This window comes from Nocardia yunnanensis (assembly GCF_003626895.1).
Taxonomy (GTDB): domain Bacteria; phylum Actinomycetota; class Actinomycetes; order Mycobacteriales; family Mycobacteriaceae; genus Nocardia; species Nocardia yunnanensis.
Genome location: NZ_CP032568.1, coordinates 7685554 through 7704274 on the forward strand (window position 1 = coordinate 7685554; position 18721 = coordinate 7704274).

General features: G+C 68.4%; 18 protein-coding genes, 1 other RNA gene and 1 pseudogene. 8 read left to right on the top strand and 12 right to left on the bottom strand.

Annotated features, from left to right (window positions below; translation table 11 throughout):
• Nucleotides 1–58 precede the first annotated feature (58 nt).
• From D7D52_RS36210 to D7D52_RS36220, 4 genes are all read right to left on the bottom strand, one after another.
• Nucleotides 59–775, bottom strand: coding sequence for a SanA/YdcF family protein (locus D7D52_RS36210; protein WP_222932746.1), 717 nt, complete (start codon nt 773–775; stop codon nt 59–61).
• Nucleotides 776–826: 51 nt separating this feature from the next.
• Nucleotides 827–1453: a TetR/AcrR family transcriptional regulator gene (locus D7D52_RS36215; protein WP_120743463.1), complete on the bottom strand. Its 627-nt coding sequence runs from the start codon at nt 1451–1453 to the stop codon at nt 827–829.
• A 124-nt stretch (nt 1454–1577) separates the two neighbouring features.
• Complete coding sequence (locus D7D52_RS38400) at nt 1578–1751, bottom strand: hypothetical protein (protein WP_162958823.1); 174 nt, start codon at nt 1749–1751, stop codon at nt 1578–1580.
• 141 nt (nt 1752–1892) lie between these two features.
• Nucleotides 1893–2408 (bottom strand): gamma carbonic anhydrase family protein, encoded by a 516-nt coding sequence (locus D7D52_RS36220; RefSeq protein WP_120743464.1) that lies wholly within the window; start codon nt 2406–2408, stop codon nt 1893–1895.
• Nucleotides 2409–2556: 148 nt separating this feature from the next.
• On the opposite strand from D7D52_RS36220, the gene ald reads away from it, so the two are divergent.
• Nucleotides 2557–3666, top strand: coding sequence for an alanine dehydrogenase (ald, locus tag D7D52_RS36225; protein WP_120744719.1), 1110 nt, complete (start codon nt 2557–2559; stop codon nt 3664–3666).
• A 62-nt stretch (nt 3667–3728) separates the two neighbouring features.
• Here ald and sigJ read toward each other — a convergent pair whose 3' ends face one another.
• The 7 genes from sigJ to D7D52_RS36260 form a co-directional block, all read right to left on the bottom strand.
• On the bottom strand, nt 3729–4682 hold the full coding sequence (gene sigJ / locus D7D52_RS36230; RefSeq protein ID WP_246023533.1) for an RNA polymerase sigma factor SigJ: 954 nt from the start codon (nt 4680–4682) through the stop codon (nt 3729–3731).
• Nucleotides 4683–4977: 295 nt separating this feature from the next.
• A complete protein-coding gene (locus tag D7D52_RS36235; RefSeq protein ID WP_120743466.1) occupies nt 4978–5976 on the bottom strand; it encodes a cobalamin biosynthesis protein in 999 nt (332 codons plus the stop codon).
• Between the two features lie 194 nt (nt 5977–6170).
• Nucleotides 6171–7130 carry an SURF1 family cytochrome oxidase biogenesis protein gene (locus tag D7D52_RS36240; RefSeq protein WP_120744720.1) on the bottom strand — a complete coding sequence of 320 codons (960 nt, stop codon included), beginning with the start codon at nt 7128–7130 and terminating at the stop codon, nt 6171–6173.
• Between the two features lie 17 nt (nt 7131–7147).
• A complete protein-coding gene (locus tag D7D52_RS36245; RefSeq protein ID WP_120744721.1) occupies nt 7148–7675 on the bottom strand; it encodes a low molecular weight protein-tyrosine-phosphatase in 528 nt (175 codons plus the stop codon).
• 258 nt (nt 7676–7933) lie between these two features.
• On the bottom strand, nt 7934–8770 hold the full coding sequence (locus D7D52_RS36250) for a helix-turn-helix domain-containing protein (protein ID WP_120743467.1): 837 nt from the start codon (nt 8768–8770) through the stop codon (nt 7934–7936).
• Nucleotides 8767–9285 carry a DUF6879 family protein gene (locus D7D52_RS36255; protein WP_246023534.1) on the bottom strand — a complete coding sequence of 173 codons (519 nt, stop codon included), beginning with the start codon at nt 9283–9285 and terminating at the stop codon, nt 8767–8769. The genes D7D52_RS36250 and D7D52_RS36255 overlap by 4 nt, the downstream gene beginning before the upstream one ends.
• On the bottom strand, nt 9263–9592 hold the full coding sequence (locus D7D52_RS36260) for a hypothetical protein (RefSeq protein WP_120743468.1): 330 nt from the start codon (nt 9590–9592) through the stop codon (nt 9263–9265). Before D7D52_RS36260 ends, D7D52_RS36255 begins: the two co-directional genes overlap by 23 nt.
• 701 nt (nt 9593–10293) lie before the next feature.
• Between D7D52_RS36260 and cobC the strand changes: the two genes are divergently transcribed.
• The 4 genes from cobC (at nt 10294) to D7D52_RS36285 (ending at nt 15106) form a co-directional block, all read left to right on the top strand.
• A complete protein-coding gene (cobC, locus tag D7D52_RS36270) occupies nt 10294–11319 on the top strand; it encodes an Rv2231c family histidinol phosphate aminotransferase CobC (RefSeq protein WP_425464594.1) in 1026 nt (341 codons plus the stop codon).
• A gap of 61 nt (nt 11320–11380) precedes the next feature.
• A complete protein-coding gene (locus D7D52_RS36275; RefSeq protein ID WP_120743470.1) occupies nt 11381–12514 on the top strand; it encodes a Nif3-like dinuclear metal center hexameric protein in 1134 nt (377 codons plus the stop codon).
• 231 nt (nt 12515–12745) lie between these two features.
• A complete protein-coding gene (locus D7D52_RS36280; protein WP_120743471.1) occupies nt 12746–13483 on the top strand; it encodes a zinc ribbon domain-containing protein in 738 nt (245 codons plus the stop codon).
• Nucleotides 13484–13771: 288 nt separating this feature from the next.
• Nucleotides 13772–15106: a bifunctional RNase H/acid phosphatase gene (locus D7D52_RS36285; RefSeq protein WP_120744723.1), complete on the top strand. Its 1335-nt coding sequence runs from the start codon at nt 13772–13774 to the stop codon at nt 15104–15106.
• A 44-nt stretch (nt 15107–15150) separates the two neighbouring features.
• On the opposite strand, the gene D7D52_RS36290 is transcribed toward D7D52_RS36285, so the two are convergent.
• The gene (locus D7D52_RS36290) at nt 15151–16038 is read right to left on the bottom strand and encodes an alpha/beta hydrolase (protein WP_120743472.1); all 888 of its coding nucleotides are present in this window, start codon (nt 16036–16038) and stop codon (nt 15151–15153) included.
• Between the two features lie 30 nt (nt 16039–16068).
• On the opposite strand from D7D52_RS36290, the gene rnpB reads away from it, so the two are divergent.
• The 3 genes and pseudogenes from rnpB to D7D52_RS36305 all read left to right on the top strand — a co-directional run bounded on the left by rnpB (nt 16069) and on the right by D7D52_RS36305 (nt 18707).
• Nucleotides 16069–16499: RNase P RNA component class A (gene rnpB / locus D7D52_RS36295), an RNA gene on the top strand.
• Nucleotides 16500–16859: 360 nt separating this feature from the next.
• Nucleotides 16860–17684 (top strand): annotated as a pseudogene (locus D7D52_RS36300) (slipin family protein); the annotation flags it as partial.
• 786 nt (nt 17685–18470) lie between these two features.
• Nucleotides 18471–18707: a hypothetical protein gene (locus D7D52_RS36305; RefSeq protein WP_246023535.1), complete on the top strand. Its 237-nt coding sequence runs from the start codon at nt 18471–18473 to the stop codon at nt 18705–18707.
• The last annotated feature ends 14 nt before the right edge of the window (nt 18708–18721 follow it).

Below are 18721 nucleotides of genomic sequence, written 5' to 3' on the forward strand. Positions count from 1 at the left end.
CCGCCCGGATACGGCCACGGAACCCCCTGCGGGCGCAGGGGGTTCGCTCGCTTCCGGACTACCCGTTCGGGTCGGCGGCCATCGCGTCGCGCACCGAATTCTCGTGCCGGCCACGGAATTTCGGTTCCGGATGGAAGAGCATGGAGTAGACGGCCTTGGTGTCGGCCAATTGATCGCGCAGCCAGTTCTTACGGTAGATCGTGGTGTGCGGCTGGGTGGCGTCGCCGACCCCGGTGGCGTCGATGCCCGCGGCGCGGCACAGGGCGACCGTGCGCGGCAGGCTGAAATCCTGGGTGACGGCGATGGCGGAGGTGACGCCGAAGATGTCGTGGGCGCGCACACAGGACTCGTAGGTGCTGAATCCCGCGTAGTCCAAGGCGATCTTGGCGGCGGGGACGCCGTGCGCGATCAGGTAGGCGCGCATGGCCGTCGGCTCGTCGTAGTTCGGGCGGCTGTTGTCGCCGGTGAGCAGCAGCGCCTTCACCTTGCCCGCCGCCAGCAGAGCGCGGCCCAGGTCGAGGCGGGCGGCCAGGTAGCCCGAGGGCGAGCCGTCGGAATTCACCTCCGCGCCGAACACGAGGGCGACATCGGCCGGCGGCGCGGAATCCACGCTGTACTCGTACTTTCGGTGCGCCATCCGGATCCACCGATCCGAACCGATGAGCACCACCAGGACCAGGGCGACCCCCGCGAGGCAGAGCTTCGCGACACGGCGGGCCGGAAACCGGGTGAGGGCCCGTTGCCGGGCGGAGCGAAGGGTCGAACGGAACCGCATGCGCGTCAGTCTGCCGGATACCCGCGCATTGTCCGAGCGACTTTCCGCGGCTCAGACCGGCTGCACGCCGATCATGGGCAGCACGGTGCGACGGGCGAACTCGCGCGCGGCGGTCTCGTCGGTGAGGGGGATCAGGCCGTCCGGGGTCAGCACCAGCGACTGGCCCAGCCGGGCAAGCACTTCCGCGACCAGATCGGCGTCGAAGGCGGGCACGTCACCGGCGGCCTGCAGTTCGCGCAGCTTCTCGGCGAGATACGTGCGGCCGACCGCGAGAATCGGCCCGGCCTCGGTGGTCAGGCGCGGCAGCACGGTGTCGGGTTCGGTGCGCAACAGTCGTTGTAGCAGTTTGTTGTTGGCCAGCTGGATGATGAACGCGACGAAGATCTCGACCATCTGCTCGTTGCCCGGCGTGCCGTTGGCCGCGCGCACCCGCTCGTCGATCTGGGCGATGAACAGCTGCGCCTCGCGCACGCCGACCGCGGCCACCAGATCGTTCTTGGATTCGAAGCGCCGGTACAGGGTGGCCGGGCTGATACCGGCGCGCCGCGCGATCTCGCCCATGCTGGTGCGCTTGATCCCGAAGTCGAGAAACGCCGACAGCGCGCTCTCGAGCAGCTGTTCGCCCTCGGCCCGCGGCTTTTCCAGAATGCGTTGCAGGATGGTGGGCACGGACGGCATCGAGTCTCCAGTCGATCGAGTGGGCGACCGCGACATTGCGGCGAACGGCCAAGGCCGAGCCGCATTATCGCAGAGACCGTCCGGGCGGCGAGCGCCGTATCCACTCAGCGAGCGCGGTATCCGGTCAGCGGACGTTCAGGGCCGCCATTTCCCATTCGATGGCATTGGCCGCGAAATCCTGGCTGTTGGAACGTAACTCGTGAACCCGGCGCTGCAGCGCCTCGATTCCCCCGGGTTGGGCCGCGATATCGGCGACGCTGATGCGCTGGCGGTGCATACTGTCGTGCTCGTACAACACCGTGAAACCTCCTGCTAGCCCCGAGCGCGCACCCCGGTGAGCGGCGGCAGAGCCCGGGCCGCCGGGGACGCTTCGCACGATGCTAGCAGCGGTCGTTATGGTCGCTTGTTCAGTGTGGGGCTTCTCACACGCCCCCTTCAGTCACGCCTCTTGACCCTGCTTGTGCAGCGACGTGTTGTGCAGGTACGCAGCGGCATTCAGGCGAATGTGATCACGCTCGGCCTCGCTCAACTCCCGGCGCACCTTGCCCGGGACGCCCGCTACCAAGGAGCCGGGCGGAATCTGCGCGCCCTCCGGAATCAGCGCGTTCGCCGCGATCAGGCTGCCCGCGCCGATCACCGCGCCGTTCAGCACGGTCGCGCCCATCCCGATCAGCACATCGTCGCCGATGGTGCAGCCGTGCAGAATCGCGTTGTGGCCCACCGAGACTCCGGTGCCGACCGTGCACGGGAAGCCCGGATCGGCGTGCAGCACGCAGCCGTCCTGAATATTGCTGCGCTCGCCCACGGTGATCTGGTCCATGTCCCCGCGCAGCACCGCCGAGTACCAGACGCTCACTTCGGCGGCCAGCCGCACCCGGCCGACCACGGTGGCATTCGGCGCGATCCACGCGTTCTCATCGACCTGCGGCGCATGCTCACCCAGCTGAATCCTCATGCCCCGAACATAGACCTGCGGCCCCGGACATCCGAGCGGGGCACCGAGGGCACGGCGGGTCTGGCTCGGATTGCCCCGGGGTAGCCGTGTGCGAAATCGGGACGTGGCGGTCGTGGCGGCGCGGGGTGCGTGGGGCGACGATGGCGGTATGAGAATCGGGGTTCCGCGGGAGGTCAAAGAGCAGGAGTATCGCGTCGCGCTCACGCCGGCCGGCGCCGGGGAGCTGGCGCGGCACGGGCACGAGGTGCTCGTCGAGGTGGGGGCGGGGATCGGGTCCGGGTTCGCCGACGCCGACTATGTCGCGGCCGGGGCGCGGATCGCCGCCACGGAGGAGGAGGTGTGGGCGGCCGCCGAGCTGGTGTTGAAGGTGAAAGAGCCCATCGCCGAGGAGTATTCGCGCATGCGGGCGGGGCAGGTGCTGTTCACGTTCCTGCATCTGGCCGCCTCGCGCGCCTGCACCGACGCCATCCTCGGATCCGGGATCACCGCCATCGCCTACGAGACGGTTCGCGCCGCCGACGGGTCGCTGCCGTTGCTCGCGCCCATGAGCGAGGTCGCGGGCAAGCTCGGCAGTCAGGTCGGGGCGTATCACCTGATGTCGCCGCAGGGTGGTGCCGGAGTGTTGCTGGGCGGGGTGCCGGGGGTGCGGCCAGCCGATGTGGTGGTGCTCGGCGGCGGGGTGGCGGGCGCCAACGCGGCAGCGGTGGCGGTGGGCATGGGGGCGCGAGTCACCGTGCTGGACACCAATATCGCGCGGCTGCGCGCGCTCGACGAACGGTTCGGCGGGCGCGTCATCACGCTGGGCTCCAATACCGCCGAGGTCGAGAAGGCGGTGCTGGCGGCGGATCTGGTGATCGGGTCGGTGCTGGTGCCGGGCGCTCGGGCGCCGAAACTGGTGTCCGACGCGCTGGTCGCGCACATGCGGCCGGGCTCGGTGCTGGTCGACATCGCCATCGATCAGGGTGGGTGTTTTCGGGGGTCGCATCCCACCACGCACGCGAATCCGACCTTCCGCGTGGCGGATTCGCTGTTCTACTGCGTAGCCAATATGCCGGGTGCGGTGCCGCACACCTCCACCGTGGCGCTCACCAATGTCACGCTGCCGTATGCCCGCGCCATCGCGGATCTCGGCTGGGCCGGGGCCTGTGCGGCGGATCCCGGACTGGCGCAAGGGCTCACGGCGGATGCGGGGCGGTTGTATTCGGCGGAAGTGGCCGCCGCGCATGGTTTGGGGCCGGTGACCCGCGTCGCCGGTTGACGGGCTGCGGCGGGCCGGCAATCGAATCCGGTTGCGGGCCCGCCGTTTCGGCTCCGGCGGAGTCAGGCGTCGGTGCCGTCTGCCTGTTCGCCCAGCGGCCAGTCGGGCTCGCGCTCGTCGGGCAGGTGGATCTTGTCGGGGTTGCGGACTACGTCGATCTTGGTGATGCGGCCGTCGTCGATGGTGAAGGAGAAGACGCCGGTGTGCTTGCCGTCGAACACCACCAGCCCCGGGCGTCCGTTGACCAGCACCGAACGGCCCCACGCGCCACCGGTCTTCGACGCGAAGCCGAGGAAGCCGAGCAGGGTCCGGGCCACCTGGTCGGCGCCGTGCATCGGGTGCAGGAAGGCCTGCACCTTGCCGCCGCCGTCGGAGGTGAAGGTGACATCGGCGTCCAGCAGGCCGAGCAGGGCGCTCAGATCACCCGAACGCCAGGCCACGGCGAACGCGGAGACCACCTTCTGGTGCTCGTCGGCGCTGGCCGGGAAGCGCGGGGTGCCGTTCTCCACGTGTTTGCGGGCGCGCGAAGCCAATTGGCGCACGGCCGCCGGGGTGCGCCCGACCACCTCGGCGACTTCGGGGCCGGACATGCCGAACACGTCCTGCAGGACGAAGGCGGTGCGCTCGGCGGGCGACAGCGATTCCAGCACCACCAGCAGGGCCGTGGTGACCCGCTCGTCCTGGGAGACGCGGTCGGCCGGATCGTCCCAGGTGGTGATCTCCGGCTCCGGAAGCCATTCGCCCACATACTGTTCGCGTCGCGCCCGCGCCGAGCCGAGATGGTCGAGCGCCAGCCGGCCGGTCACCGTGGTCAGCCAGGCGCGCAGGTTCTCGATCTCCGCGCCCTCGGGGCTGGTGTCGTAGTACCGGACCAGGCGCAGCCAAGCCTCTTGCACCACATCGTCGGCGTCGCTGAGGCTGCCGAGGGTGCTGTAGGCGACGCGCCGCAGATACCCTCGGTGCTCCTCGAATTGCCGAGCCAGGTCGGCCTGGTCGGGTCGCTCGCCACCACTCATCGCACCCTCGCTGCTCATCGGTCCCGCCGGTGTGGCGAGCCGTCTCACCGGTCGACGACAGAGCGCGCCGGACTGTGACATTCCCGCGCTGAATCTATCCAAATAGACCGTTCTGTCGCGAAGTTGGAGCGGTGGCCGCGCAACCTTGTGACGGCGGTATCCGCGGTGAGGCGAAGTCGGCGGTGAGGGCGAAATTTGGTGGTGAGGGCGAAATTTGGTGGTGAGGGCGAATCGGGGGGAGGGCGAATTGGGGGTGAGGGCGAAATTGGTGGTGACGGCGAATCGGCGGTGGTCGTCAGCGGCGGCGAAGGAAGGCGGCGGTGGCTGCGGCCGCCAGTGCCGCGGCCACCTGAACGGCCTCCGACAAGCGGACCGCGCGGCGCAGATCGTGAATGCGGGGGACCGGTCCGTCACCCAGCGTGGGCCGCATCTCGACACCGTGGCGGTATTCGGTCTTGCCGCCGAGCGTCACCCCGAGCGCACCCGCCATGGACGCTTCGGCGACACCGGCATTGGGGCTCGGATGCTTGCGGGCATCCCGCCGCCACGCCCGCCAGGCGTCAGCGGGACGACCACCGACCACCGGAGCCAATGCGGCCGTGATGATTCCGCTGACCCGCGCCGGACCCAGATTCGCCACATCGTCGGTGCGCGCCGCCGCCCAGCCGAACCGTTCGTACCGCTCGTTGCGATACCCGACCATGGCGTCGAGCGTATTGATCGCCCGATACGCCAGCAGCCCCGGCACTCCCGCGATCGCACCCCAGAACAGCGGCGCGACAGTCGCATCCGAGGTGTTCTCCGCGATCGACTCCAGCGCGGCCCGCGCCAGCCCATCAGCATCGAGCGCCTCCGGATCCCGCCCGCACAGCGACGGCAGCAGCGCCCGCGCCGCATCGACGTCCCCGGCCTCGAGCCGGTCCGCCATCGCACGCCCGGTCTTCGCCAAGGTCGTGCCGCCGAGCACGGTCCAGGTGGCGGCGGCCGTCAACAAGATCTCGCCCAGCGTGCGGATTGTCGGGCCGTGGTTGGCGCTGCCCGCCCGCGCCGGGCCCAGGTGATGCCGGCGGATTCCGCGCACGGCGTTCATCCGGCGCAGCCCGATCCCCAATCCCGCGGCCGCGCCGACCAATACGACCTCGTGCACTAGGCCGGCTGCCCGGCTGTCGCGGTAGGTGACCGTCTCTAACCGCATCGCGGCAGTCCCGAATCCTGCCACCGGATGCCCGCGCCGCGGATCGCCGAGTACGCGATCCATCGCGAACCCGAGCAGAATCCCTGCCGCCGACGCCATCCCTCTACGCACTCGCCGAGGTTATCCGAGCGTCGTCCGCGGCTGCGTCGCCCACCCGAACTGAGCGACGCGTCCGCGGAAGGCGGCTCTCGCCACTCCGACTCACGGCGCAAACCGCTCCTAGCGCGCCCTGGACCACCAGCGACAGTTCCTGCGACGCAAGAGCCGGCGCCCCAATCGAGTCGCGGCGTGGATCAGCGGCGGGTGCCGCCGTAGCGGTCGGCGAGGCGGGCCTGGTTCGTGGTGGGTTTGGGTTCGGCGCGGGGTGGGTCGTTGGGTTTGCGCGTGGGGGTGGCCGGGGTGTCGGAGGCGGTCGGCTCTGTGGCGATGGTTGTGGTCGGCTCGCCGGTGGGGGGCGTGTCGTCGGTGGTGGCCGATTGGGTTGTGGCTTCGGCTTTTTCGCGGCGGCGGGCGCGGATCTCGGCCCAGACGAAGTAGCCGAGACCCAGGGGCGCCATGACGCCGAAGGCGAGCCATTGCAGGCCGTAGGACAGGTAGGGCCCGGCGTCGAGCTGGGGGAGGGGGTCGGGGGTGAAGGCGCCGGGCTGGTCGGGTTCGAGCTGGAGATAGCCGCCGAGGCCGTCGGTGGGGATGGGGGTCAGCGGGAGGCCGAGGACGGCGGCCTCCTGCTGGGTGTCGGTCGTATAGACCTGGCGGAAGCCGTCTTCCGTGGTGGGCGGCTTCTTCTCGATCACGCCCTCGGAGGCGCGGACGCGGGCCTCGAGATGCTGGGTGCCGGCGGGCGGCGCGGCGATGCTGGCGGGCGGCCGGGTGCCGCCCGCGGCCGCCGCGAGCTGACCGCGATCGACCAGCAGGGTGCGACCGTCGTCGAGCCGGAACGCGGCGAGCACGGTGTAGGCGGGCTGGCCGTCCAGATGGCGCAACCGCACCAGCACGGTCGACTCCGGAACGTAGCTGCCGGTCGCGGTGACGCGCCGCCATTCGGTGTTCTTGCCGTCGCCCGACAGCACGGTGGTGATGTCGACGGGGTCGGCGTGCACCGAATTGGCGATGCGGTCATTGCGTTCGGAGGTGCGGGTGTTCTTGCCCAGCTGCCAGGGTGCCAGCACGGTGAAGCACAGGTAGGCGAACCCGGCGACCACCACCGCGAGAATCAGCCAGCTGGGCCGCAACAGGAACGTGAGACGCCGCAGCAGCGCGGTTTTCGAACTCATGCGTGCCTGCCTCCGGCCTGATATCGACCGTCTCCGGCCTGATGGCGACTGTCCGCTTCCCCGAGCTGTTCGCGCACCCACTCCAGCAGCCCAGGCATCGCCGCCTCGATCTGCTCGCGCACCAGCACGAAATCCGACTGCGTGCCGTAATACGGGTCCGGCACCGACCGCCCGTCGGCCAGCGGATCGAAGCTCCGCAGCAACCGCCGCCGATCCGACCCCACCCCCATCCGAGCCAACTCCCGCTCATGCCCCGTATCGAGCGCCACCACCAAATCGGCCCCCCGATGATCCGCCCCGATCACCGCCGCCGCATGCCCCGTCGGATACCCATGCGCCCGCAACTCCGCATTAGTCCGCTCATCAGCCTCATCCCCCACATGCCACCCCCCGGTCCCAGCACTGCTCACCCGCACCCGATCCGCCAACCCCGCCCGCTCGAGATGCGCAGCAAAAATCTTCTCAGCCATAGGCGACCGGCAAATATTGCCCGTGCAAATGAAAGTGACGTGCAACTCACCCATCGATGCCCTGCTCAACCATGGTTCCCACGCCACCTCCGCTAGCTCTTCATCGACCATGCCAAGGTCCCGACAACTCCTTCCGCCCGAGCATACGAGCCACCCCCACGCCGCCTACACCGGCCGACCCACCGGACCAGCAGCGCCGGCCGAACTCACCCCGCGGTAGTCGTGGTCGCACGCCGATTGAGAGGCGACCTTCGACTTCGTCGCGGCGATCACCCTGGTCCTCGCGCGAACTCACTGACAGCGACACCGCACCTACGCCATTCGAGTGGCTCGTGCCCGGTGGATCAGGGCGCGGGCCTGGTCTCCGGTCACGGACTGTCCGGCAAGAACATTGAAGGCGTGTCCGTACAGGGTGATCTCCCGAGGCTGGGTGATGGTTATGCCCGCTGAATGACCCTCGACCTTCACCAGGCGGTCGTCGAACATGAAGAAGTTCTCCACCACGACCAGCCCCTCGGCTTCTCGTGGCACGATGCCCAGGGTCACGCGAGGCATGCCGATGATCGAATGCAGCCTGTCGAGTTGCCCGATCATCACTTGGTCGTCGCCGAACGTCGTGTAGAGCGCTTGCTCACCCAGCAGGAAATGAAATCGCTTGTTGCGCTGGTACAGGATGCGCTGCCGTTCCATCCGCGCGGTGACAGCCTCATCGAGATCGTTCGGAATCTGGTAGAACGCAATCACATTGCTCATGACTGCGGCCGCGTAGTCGGCCGTCTGGAGTAGGCCCGAGACCATCGCCGGCTCCCAATTGCGAATGAACGTTGCCCGGGAAGCGGCCTTGTTGGATTCCCGTTGACGATTCGCCATCCCGGTGCGGAGCTGTTGCCTCCACTCCACATACGCGGTGTCGATGTTGTGCAGAGTCGCCAGCAGGTCGTCCAGCTGATCGTCAGCGTTGCAGTGTCGGCAGTAGGCGCGGATGTCGGAGTCCGATGGACGGGTGACGCCATACTCCAGTTTCGAAATCTTCGATTCGTGCCAGCCCTTGACGCGGGCAAGCTCCCGGCCGGTGACCCCCGCCCTTCGACGTATCTCGCGGAGTCGTTTACCGAGAGCCTCCCGCTGCTCCTGAACCGAGTTGGTCACTGTCGAGTCAGCTGTACGTATTCCGCCAACGGCGTAGCGAGATTCCAGAGGCGTTCTCTGGTCCGCTGGCAGTAGGCCACCAATTCAGGATCGGTGCTTACGGCCGCTCCGCCCGGTGAGCGACCTTCCTTGTCGGCAAGGCCGAACACGACGACCTTGTTGTCGATCACCCAGAAGTCATCCGGTGGCACTGTCCCCGCGAGGTGGCGGGGAAGGTAGCGCACATCCTCCCCGGCCTCGACATTCATCGGGGCGATGGTGAGCGACCACCTCTGATAATCGCTGTGCGGGACGCTGAGCACCCTGAGGCGACTGACGGATACCCGATGTGCGGTGAGGTCTTGGACGAATTGAGACCAGTCCCGGAACCACTCCCGGTAGTCGAACGGCTCACCGTTCAGAAATCGCTGAAACGGTTCGTCCTCACCAGCCACGCCGTATTCGTCTCGTACCTCCAGGTGGAAGGCGTCGTGCCGAGCTTCCCGGAGTAGCTCAATCGTGGGACGGAAGTCCACCGAAATAGTCCCTCTCTGCCCTGGGCACCTCGACAGCAGTCTCGTACGGCTCAATCTTGATCTGCGACAAGGTCTTCTGGTCCGTCACCAGCTTCCCGGTCAGGGTGAAGGTACCCCGGCCGGTGTCGGTCAGCGGTGTATCCAGGTAGGTGTTCTTCTCCAGGAACCCCAGCAGAGCGTGTGGGATCTCCACGATTTCGGTTCGGTCAGTCTTCCAAGCGATGACTACATAGCCGTTGTCGGCGGCGAAAAGTTGCGGGCACTCATCTTTGTTCGAACCGATTTTGCCGAGAAAACGCAAAGTCATGATCGTGATCCTTGCTGATGGCTGTGCAGGTCCTTGCAACGCTGCCCCTCCATGGTCCCGCAATGTATCCGGTTCTGCGCCTGAATGAATGGACTTCTGCAAGTCTCTGCAAACCGATGGCCTGAACTGATGTCCCCTTCGTAGCGTCAAGTCAGGCCCTAGGGCTGGTGCATGGAGATCAACAGGCACATCGCTCTCGACGGACATGAAGACCAAGGGGTTGTCATGCGTTGGAAACCAACATGTTTGGGATATCTCCGAACCGACGTATCTGGGGTGGGTCAGCTGTGGGACCAGAGCCAGATTCGCAAGCTCGCAGCGCGTCTCGGCTATGACTTCACGGACATGGTGATCTATGACCCCAAGTTCGGGCGGCCTCCGTTGGCTCGGCTGAAGGCGCAAGCTACCCGGTTGGATGCTGAAGCGGTCATAGTTCCTGGTCCTGAGCATTTCGAGGGCGGGGAGATACCCGGGGCCTTGGTGCAGCAGCTCGATGTGATCACCGTGAACCCAGAGGAGTTCTACGTTCGCTGGCCTATGGCGCCGCTTGGGGATCTTCGGCCCGCTGAGGATGATGGGGCTTTTAGAGCGGTCCGGGTGGTCGGGTCGCTGGGGGCTCGGGTGCGGGATTTCTGCGACAGCCGTTCCGGCGGGTGGGTGGGGGGCACGTAGGGTGGTTGGCTGTGCCGGATGAGACCGAGGTGTTTGACCAGGCTCGGTTGCGCCATCACGGGGACGTGGAGGTGCGGCCGGGGATGGTGGATTTTGCGGTGAATGTGCAGGGGGGAGCGCCGCCGGAGTGGTTGCGGGGGCGGTTGGCGGGGCGGTTGGGGGAGTTGGGGCGGTATCCGGGGGAGGCGGATGTGCGGGCGGCGCGGGCGGGGGTGGCGGCGCGGCACGGGCGGGCGGAGGACGAGGTGTTGTTGCTGGGTGGGGTCGCGGAGGGGTTCGCGATGTTGCCGCGGCTGGGGTCGGCGTTGGCGGCGGTGATTCATCCGTCCTTCACCGAGCCGGAACTGGCGTTGCGGGAGGGCGGGGTGCCGGTGACTCGGGTGATTCTGGAGTCGCCGTACACGCTGGACGGGGCCGGGGTGCCGGAGGACGCCGATCTGGTGGTGATCGGCAATCCCACCAATCCGACGTCGGTGCTGCATGCGGCGGCGAGCATTCGGGCGTTGCGGCGGCCGGGGCGGGTGCTGGTGGTGGACGAGGCGTTCGCGGACGCCGTGCCGGGGGAGCCGGAATCTCTTGCTGGAGAGAGCCTTCCGGATGTGCTGGTGTTCCGGAGCCTCACCAAGACATGGGCGCTGGCGGGACTGCGCTGCGGGTACGTGCTAGGTGCGCCCGAGCTGCTGGCGCGGTTGAACCACGGCCGGGCGCACTGGCCGCTGGGGACGTTGCAGCTGGAAGCCATTGCGGCGGTGAGCGAACCGGCGGCGGTGGCGGAGGCGCGACGCAAAGCGGAGTCGATCGCGGCCGACCGCGCGGCCATGATTCCGCGGCTGCGGGAACTCGGGATCGAGGTGCACGAGCCGGCCGCGGGCCCGTTCCTGCTGATCCGGGTACCGGATGCGGAATTGTTGCGAAAGCAGCTCGCCGACAAGGGAATCGCGGTGCGGCGCGGTGATACGTTCCCGGGGCTGGACACGGGATTCCTGCGGGTCGCGGTGCGGCCCGCGGCTGAGGTCGGGCGGCTGGTCGCGGCCATTCGCGAAGTCGGCTTGTGAGCGTGGCCGCGCGCGGGGTTTCAGCGGCTCCGGCGGCCTTCGAGAGTTGGGAGGTTCGGTTGTGACGACGGTGCGACTGGCGGAGGTCATCGCGGCGCTGGATACCGCGTACCCGCCGCGACTGGCCGAATCCTGGGATTCGGTGGGATTGGTGGCCGGTGACCCCGACGAGCGGGTGTCACGGGTGCTGTTCGCGGTCGACGCCACCGCGGCGGTGGTCGACGAGGCCATCGAATGGGGCGCGCAGGCGCTGGTCGTGCATCACCCGCTGCTGTTACGCGGGGTGGACACGGTCGCGGCCAGCACGCCGAAAGGGGCGCTGCTGCATCGGCTCATCCGTTCCGGCTGCGCGCTGTTCACCGCGCACACCAATGCCGATTCGGCCGACCCGGGGGTCTCGGATGCGCTGGCACACGCCATCGGGTTGCGCGTGACCGGTCCGTTGGACGCCAAACCCGAAGCCGCGCTGGACAAATGGGTGGTGACGGTGCCGCTCACCCATACCGCCGAGGTACTGGAGGCGCTGTTCGCGGCCGGTGCCGGGACCGTGGGCAATTACTCGGATGCCGCCTGGTCGAGCACAGGCACCGCGCAGTTCCGGCCGCTCGCGGGCGCGAACCCGGCGCTGGGCGCGATCGGTGAACTGCACGAGGTCACCGAGGACCGCCTCGAAGTGGTGGCCCCGCCGTCGCGACGTGCCGCCGTGCTGGCCGCCCTGCGCGCCGCGCACCCGTACGAGGAGCCCGCCTACCACGTCACCGAGCGCGCCGACCTGCCCTCGAGCCTGGGCATCGGACGCATCGGCGACCTACCTGCCCCCGAGACCCTGCGCGAGTTCACCGCCCGGGTCCGCGCCGCCCTGCCCGCCACCACCTGGGGCGTGCGCGCCGCCGGCGATCCCGATCGCGTCATCCGCACCGTCGCGGTCTGCGGCGGCGCGGGAGATTCCTTCCTGGGCAAGGTCTCCCGCCTCGGCGTCGACGCCTACCTCACCTCCGACCTGCGCCACCATCCCGCCGACGAACACCTCCGCACCGGCGGCCCCGCCCTCGTCGACGCCGCCCACTGGGCCACCGAGTTCCCCTGGTGCGCTCAAGCCGAGACTGTCGTCCGCACCGCCCTCCCCACCCTCGAAACCCGAGTCTCCACCCTCCGCACCGACCCCTGGACCCTCGGCGCCGCCGACAACTGCTGACCCGGTGCCCGCCGCCACACCGTTCGCGAGCCCAGCGGGATCGAATGTCCAGCTCGACGCCGGGTTGGCAATTCGGCCCCCGGGTTGCGGGTACGGTGGGAGCCTCGAGCTCTCCCTACCCCGAGGGTCTCAGGGTCCCGCGCCGCGAGACTTCGTCCGCTGGGGTTTCCGGGGCTTGCCCCTGAGAGTTTCGAGAGTTGACTCATCCATAGCGTCCAGGAGACCTCCGCGTTGAATGCCGAACCATCGATCCAGGCCAAGCTGCTCGACCTCGCCGCCGTCGACGCCGAGCTGACACGGATCGAGCATCGCCGCAAGGTGCTGCCCGAGCAGCAGGAGGTGGCGCGGCTGGAGAGCGAGCGCACCACCCGCAAGGACGCGGCGGTGAAGGTCGAGATCCAGATGGACGACCTGGACCGCGACATCCGCAAACTGGAAGGCGAGATCGAGGCCGTCCGCAAGCGCGAGGAACGTGACCGCGGCATGCTCACCGCCGGTTCGGTCGGCGCCAAGCAGCTCTCCGAACTCCAGCACGAACTGGGCAGCCTGGAACGCCGCCGCAAGGTGCTCGAGGACGACCTGCTCGAGGTGATGGAGCGCCGGGAGGCCGCCGCCGACAACCACTCCCACGCCGGCGCCAACCTGGACAAGGCCGAGGCCGACCTGGTCGACGCCGAACGCCGCCGCGACGAGGCGCTCGCCGATCTGAACGTCGCCCAGCAGCGCTGCGAATCCGATCGCGCCGCCCTGTCCAAGGCGTTCCCCGCCGAGCTGCTCGCCGCCTACGACAAGCAGCGCACCCAGTACGGTGTCGGCGCGGCCCTGCTGCAGGCCCGCCGCTGCGGCGCCTGCCGCATCGAACTCGACCGCGGCGAGATCTCCCGCATCGCCCAGACCGCCCCGGACGTCGTGGTCCGCTGCCCGGAATGCAGCGCGATCCTGGTGCGCACCAAGCGCTCCGGGATCTGACCCGAGTGCCGCCTACAGTCCGCTGCGAGTAGATCAACGCGGATGGAGGGCGAAGACATGGGTGGCTGCGGCGGCGCGATCGACCGAGCGTGATTGGCTGGGTGTAATTCGCCGGGTGTAATTGGCCGGGCGCGGTTGGCCTGGCGCGGTGACCGGCATGGTGGGCCAGTCTCGGTTGGCTTGGCGCGGTGAGCGGGAGTGGTGGGCCCAGTCTCGGTTGGCCCGGCACGGTTAGCCAGGCGCGTTGGCGCTGAATTTCCAGACTCGTACGGAAGGTGAACAGCGTTGGTGGACAAGGTGATCGTGGAGGCCGACGGCGGATCGCGCGGGAATCCTGGCCCCGCCGGGTACGGCGCGGTGGTGTGGGACGCCGACCATGCGGGTCCGCTGGCCGAGCGGCGTGAGTACCTCGGGATCACCACCAACAATGTCGCCGAATACCGCGGACTGATCGCCGGTTTGGAGGCGGCGGCCGAACTCGGCGCGCGTGAAGTGACCGTGCGGATGGATTCCAAGCTGGTCGTCGAGCAGATGTCCGGCCGGTGGAAGGTCAAGCACGAGAGCATGATCCCGCTGGCCGATCGGGCCCGGCGGCTGGTCGCCGGCTTCGACCGCGTTTCGTTCACCTGGATTCCCCGCAACGAGAACAAGCACGCCGACAAACTCGCCAACGAGGCCATGGACGACGCGGGCACCGTGGACGAGGTCCGCGACGCACTCGCCCGCGAAGCTTCGCCCGCCGATCGCGCCGCCGAAGAATCCCGCGTCGCAGTGGACGCTGTAGCCATCCCCGCCGATCACGACGCCGAAGAATCCCGCGTCGCGGTGGACGCCGTCACGATCCCCGCCGATCGCGACGCGACGGGCCCGGGGGTCGCGATCGCGTCGGATCGGCCGGAAGAGGCCGGCGAACCAGTACGGGCCGCCGAGGAGGCCGGGGCCGCTGCCGAACCTACCGAGTCGGTTGCGGCGGAGGCGGTTTCGCCTGCGCCCGGGTGGACGGGGGCCGTGGGGCGGCCGACGCGGTTGTTGTTGTTACGGCATGGGCAGACGGAACTTTCTGTGCAGCGGCGGTATTCGGGGCTGGGGAATCCGGCGCTTACCGAGTTGGGGCGCGGGCAGGTGGCCGCGGCCGCGGACATGCTCGCGGGCAAGGGCGGGATCGAGGCGATCGTGTGTTCGCCGCTCGGTCGCGCGAAGGAGACGGCGGAGGCGGCGGGGCGGGCGCTCGGGCTGCCGGTGCGGGAGTTGCCGGGGCTGATCGAGACGGATTTCGGTGCGTGGGAAGGGATGACGTTCCAGGAAGCGCGCGAGCGCGATCCGGAGTTGCATGCGCGATGGCTGGGCGATCCCTCGGTGCCCGCGCCCGGTGGTGAGAGTTTCGATCAGGTGCGGGAACGCGTCGAGGGGGTGCGGCGCGATCTGGTGGCGTTGTATCCGGGCGCGAATGTGCTTGTGGTCAGCCATGTCACGCCGATCAAGACGTTGCTGCAACTGGCGCTGGGGGTGGGGCCGTCGCTGCTGTACCGGCTGCACCTGGATCTGGCGTCGCTGTCGATCGCCGAGTTCTACCCGGACGGCGGCTCGTCGGTGCGACTGGTCAACGACACCTCGTATCTCTGAGAACGCTGAGGCGCGGCGGCCGGAACCGCCTGCGCCCCAGGCGATCAGGGGCGGAGCGTCGCCATCAGGAATTCCGTCTGGTCGTAGACGGCCTTCTCGAACCAGTCGTCGAAGTAGATGTCGAAGTGGCCGATCGGGTAGCGCTTCACGGTGGCGTGCTTGGTGCGCTCGGCGGCCTTCAGCGTCGGACCGGCCGGAGCGACCGAATCGTTGTCGCAGATCGCGTACAGCACAGGCGCTTTGATGTCCTTGACGTGCCGCACCGGATTGTCGAACAGGGTCGACAGGCCGACGCGGGCGGGCACCTTCGGGCGGTACTGGGCGCTCTCCTCAGCGAGGCGGCCGTAGCCGGCGGGCACGTCGGCGGCGCTCATCAACGCCGCGGAATGCTTCTTGCCGGCCAGCCGAACATTGATCGGGCGGCGGATGATCGGGCCCAGCACCTGATCGGTGACCGCGACCGTGCCGGTCTTGAACAGGCTCAGCGGACCTTTGGCGAAAGCCGAGGCCCGGCCGCTGGTGAACGGGCACTGCGCCACCACGGCCGCGATGTAATGATCCTCCGGCGCCACCGCCAGCACGTGCCCGCCGCCGAAGGAGCTGCCCCACAGCGCGATTCGGGTCGCGTCGATGCCGCGGATGGTGCGGGCGAACGCGATCGCCGCATGCCAGTCCTCCCGCTGCCGGGCGATATTGATGACCTGCCGCGGCTCCCCGCCGCTCGCCCCGAAATGCCGATAGTCGAAGGCCAGCCCCGCGATTCCCGCCGACGCGAAGCGTCGCGCATACCGGTCCAGCCCCATTTCCCGGTCCGCCCCCAGCCCGTGACCCATGACCACCAGCGGGCGCGGCTTGGGCGGTCCATCCGGGAGATACAGCCATGCCGCGCACTGCTCGCCACCCGAAGGGAACCCCACCTCCACACGCTCCATAGGGGCCTACCGTACCCTGGTGGCCGCGGACGAGTCGGTCGGGCGGCCGCGGCGAAAGGAACGGGCACCTGTGTGCTGCTGCCAGTCGCCGAGGAAAGTCCGGACTCCGGAGAGCAGGGCGGTTGCTAACGGCAACCCGGGGTGACCCGCGGGACAGTGCCACAGAAAAAAGACCGCCGGTGGGCCGCACTTCGCCAGAAGTGCACCGCCGGTAAGGGTGAAACGGTGCGGTAAGAGCGCACCAGCGCGCCGAGTGATCGGCGCGGCTAGGTAAACCCCGCCCGGAGCAAGGTCGAAGGCCGCACTCGCGAGAGTGCGGCTGCGCAGGTGTTCGAGGGCTGCTCGCCCGAGCCTGCGGGTGGACCGCTCGAGGCACCCGGCAACGGTGTGTCCAGATGGATGGTCGCCACCCGGCGTCTCGACGCCGGGGACAGGATCCGGCTTACAGACCGACTCGTCCGCCCAGAACTCCCGAGAGTTGGCTCAACTCTCGAAACTCTCAGGGGCGAGCCCCTGAAACCCCAACAGCAAGAAGCCCGGGGGGGCGAGGCCCCCTGAAACCCCCAGGGCGGGAAAGCGAGGGGCAAGGCTCTCTGAACCGTGGAAAGCGCGGGGTCTCCGGGGCAGCGCCCGAACGTCGAAGGCGGGGGGTCGCACGTTGGTGGAGTCCAATGGTGTGGCGCGGTCCGTGAAACCGTTTCGACGGGTGGGATGGGATGTTGCGGGGGTGTTATCTCTTCGCCAGGGCGATCTTTGGGTGGGATGATGGGGGGACACCATCGGGGTTCCGGTGGCGCGGAAATCGTTTCGCGGAGCGGACAATGGATGTTCTGTATCTGTTGATTGGGTGGTTGGCCGCCATCGTTGTGGTTGCCGGGATCGCGCTGGGGGCGGGGGTTCGGGTGGTGGCGCAGTATGAGCGGGGGGTGCTGCTCAGGTTGGGGCGGGTGCGGGCGGTGAAGGAGCCGGGGATGCGGCTGCTGATTCCGGGGGTGGACAAGATGCAGAAGGTGTCGATGCGGGTGGTGACCATGCCGGTGCCCGCGCAGGAGGGGATCACTCGCGACAATGTGACGGTTCGGGTGGACGCGGTCGTGTATTTCCGGGTGATCGATCCGGTGCGGGCGACGATCGAGGTGCAGGATTATCTGTTCGCGGTCGCGCAGGTCGCGCAGACGTCGCTGCGGTCCATCATCGGCAAGAGCGAGCTGGACGATCTGCTGTCCAATCGCGAGCAGCTCAACAAGGGCCTCGAATTGATGATCGATTCGCCGGCCCTGAACTGGGGCGTGCACATCGACCGGGTGGAGATCAAGGACGTCGCGCTGCCGGATGCGTTGAAACGCTCCATGTCTCGCCAAGCCGAGGCCGAACGCGAACGCCGCGCCCGCGTCATTTCCGCCGAGGGCGAGTTGCAGGCGTCGGAGAAACTGGCCCAGGCCGCCGCCAATATGGGCAAGGCCCCCGCCGCGCTGCAACTGCGTTTCCTGGAAACCGTGGTTCAGGTGGCGGCGGAGAAGAATTCGACCCTGGTGCTGCCGTTCCCGGTGGAGCTACTCCGATTTCTGGAGCGCTCCACACCGCACGCCGCCGCACCGGAACAGCACAGCGAGCTCGCCGAGCCGGAACAGCAACGGCAGCCCGCAGCGCCGCAACAGCAAGGGGAGCCCGCAGCGCCGCAACAGCAAGGAGAGCTCACCGCGCCGGAACCCGAGCCGACCTCCGAACCGGCGGCTCTGGACCCCACCCCCGTCACCCAGCTGATGGCCGCCCTCGGTCGCCCCGGCGTCGCCGAAGCCCTGGCGGCCCTGGAACGCCCTGGCGCGCAAGGAAAGACGAACGCGTCGGGGGAACTCGGCGCGGGTTAGGAGTCGGCGCAGTCCGGGTACCGGGCCCGGGCGCGTGCGGCGATATGAGGATGAGGAAGAAAGTCATGGCGGGTGTGATTCAGCCGTTGGCCATCGTGGTGCTGTTCGGTATCGCGTACGGATTCAAGCTCTTCAGCGCGAAGTTCCCCGAAGGGCTACGCAAGTAAGGCTCCACACGAGTACCGACCCGACCGGGAGAGCGGCGTGAGCAATGCCGAGGTGTTGTTCACGCCGTCTTGTTCGCGGGCTACTTTGGGGTGGGGCAGGTGTGAGCGCCCCGCGTTGCAAGGTCACTACTGCGCTGTGACACCGTCGTACTCGGCGCGGCTCGGCGTGTCGGGCGGGTTATCCCCTCCGAACTAGCACCGAACGTGATCGGCGTCATAAAGTGTTGCGCGTTGGAAAGTTCCGTTGCGGTCCGCAACGGGCGAAGGGCTCGACAAACGTCGGAAAGCAGGTCTCGTCTAAATGCGAATTGCTCGCAAACTGGCAGTGGGTGCACTTCTTGCCGCTGCCGCTTCCGTTTCGGTTGTGCTGGGTTCCGGGTCTGCCTCAGCGGTCTCCGTGACTCCGCTGCCGGGTGGGGTCCAGGTCGACCTCACTCCCGCGGACACGCAGTGGGTCGCGCAGAATCACTTCGGGCAGGTGATCGCGGGCCTGCCGCACCCCTCGGCCGCTTCCTTCGGGGAGGCGCTGGATTCGGCGGCGGCGCTGTCGTCGCAGTACCCGGACGGCCGCGTGGTGTTCACCGTCTACGGTCCGTTCAACGAGCTGAACGGCACCATGCTGGCCCTCCAGTAGGGTCCGCCTCCGCA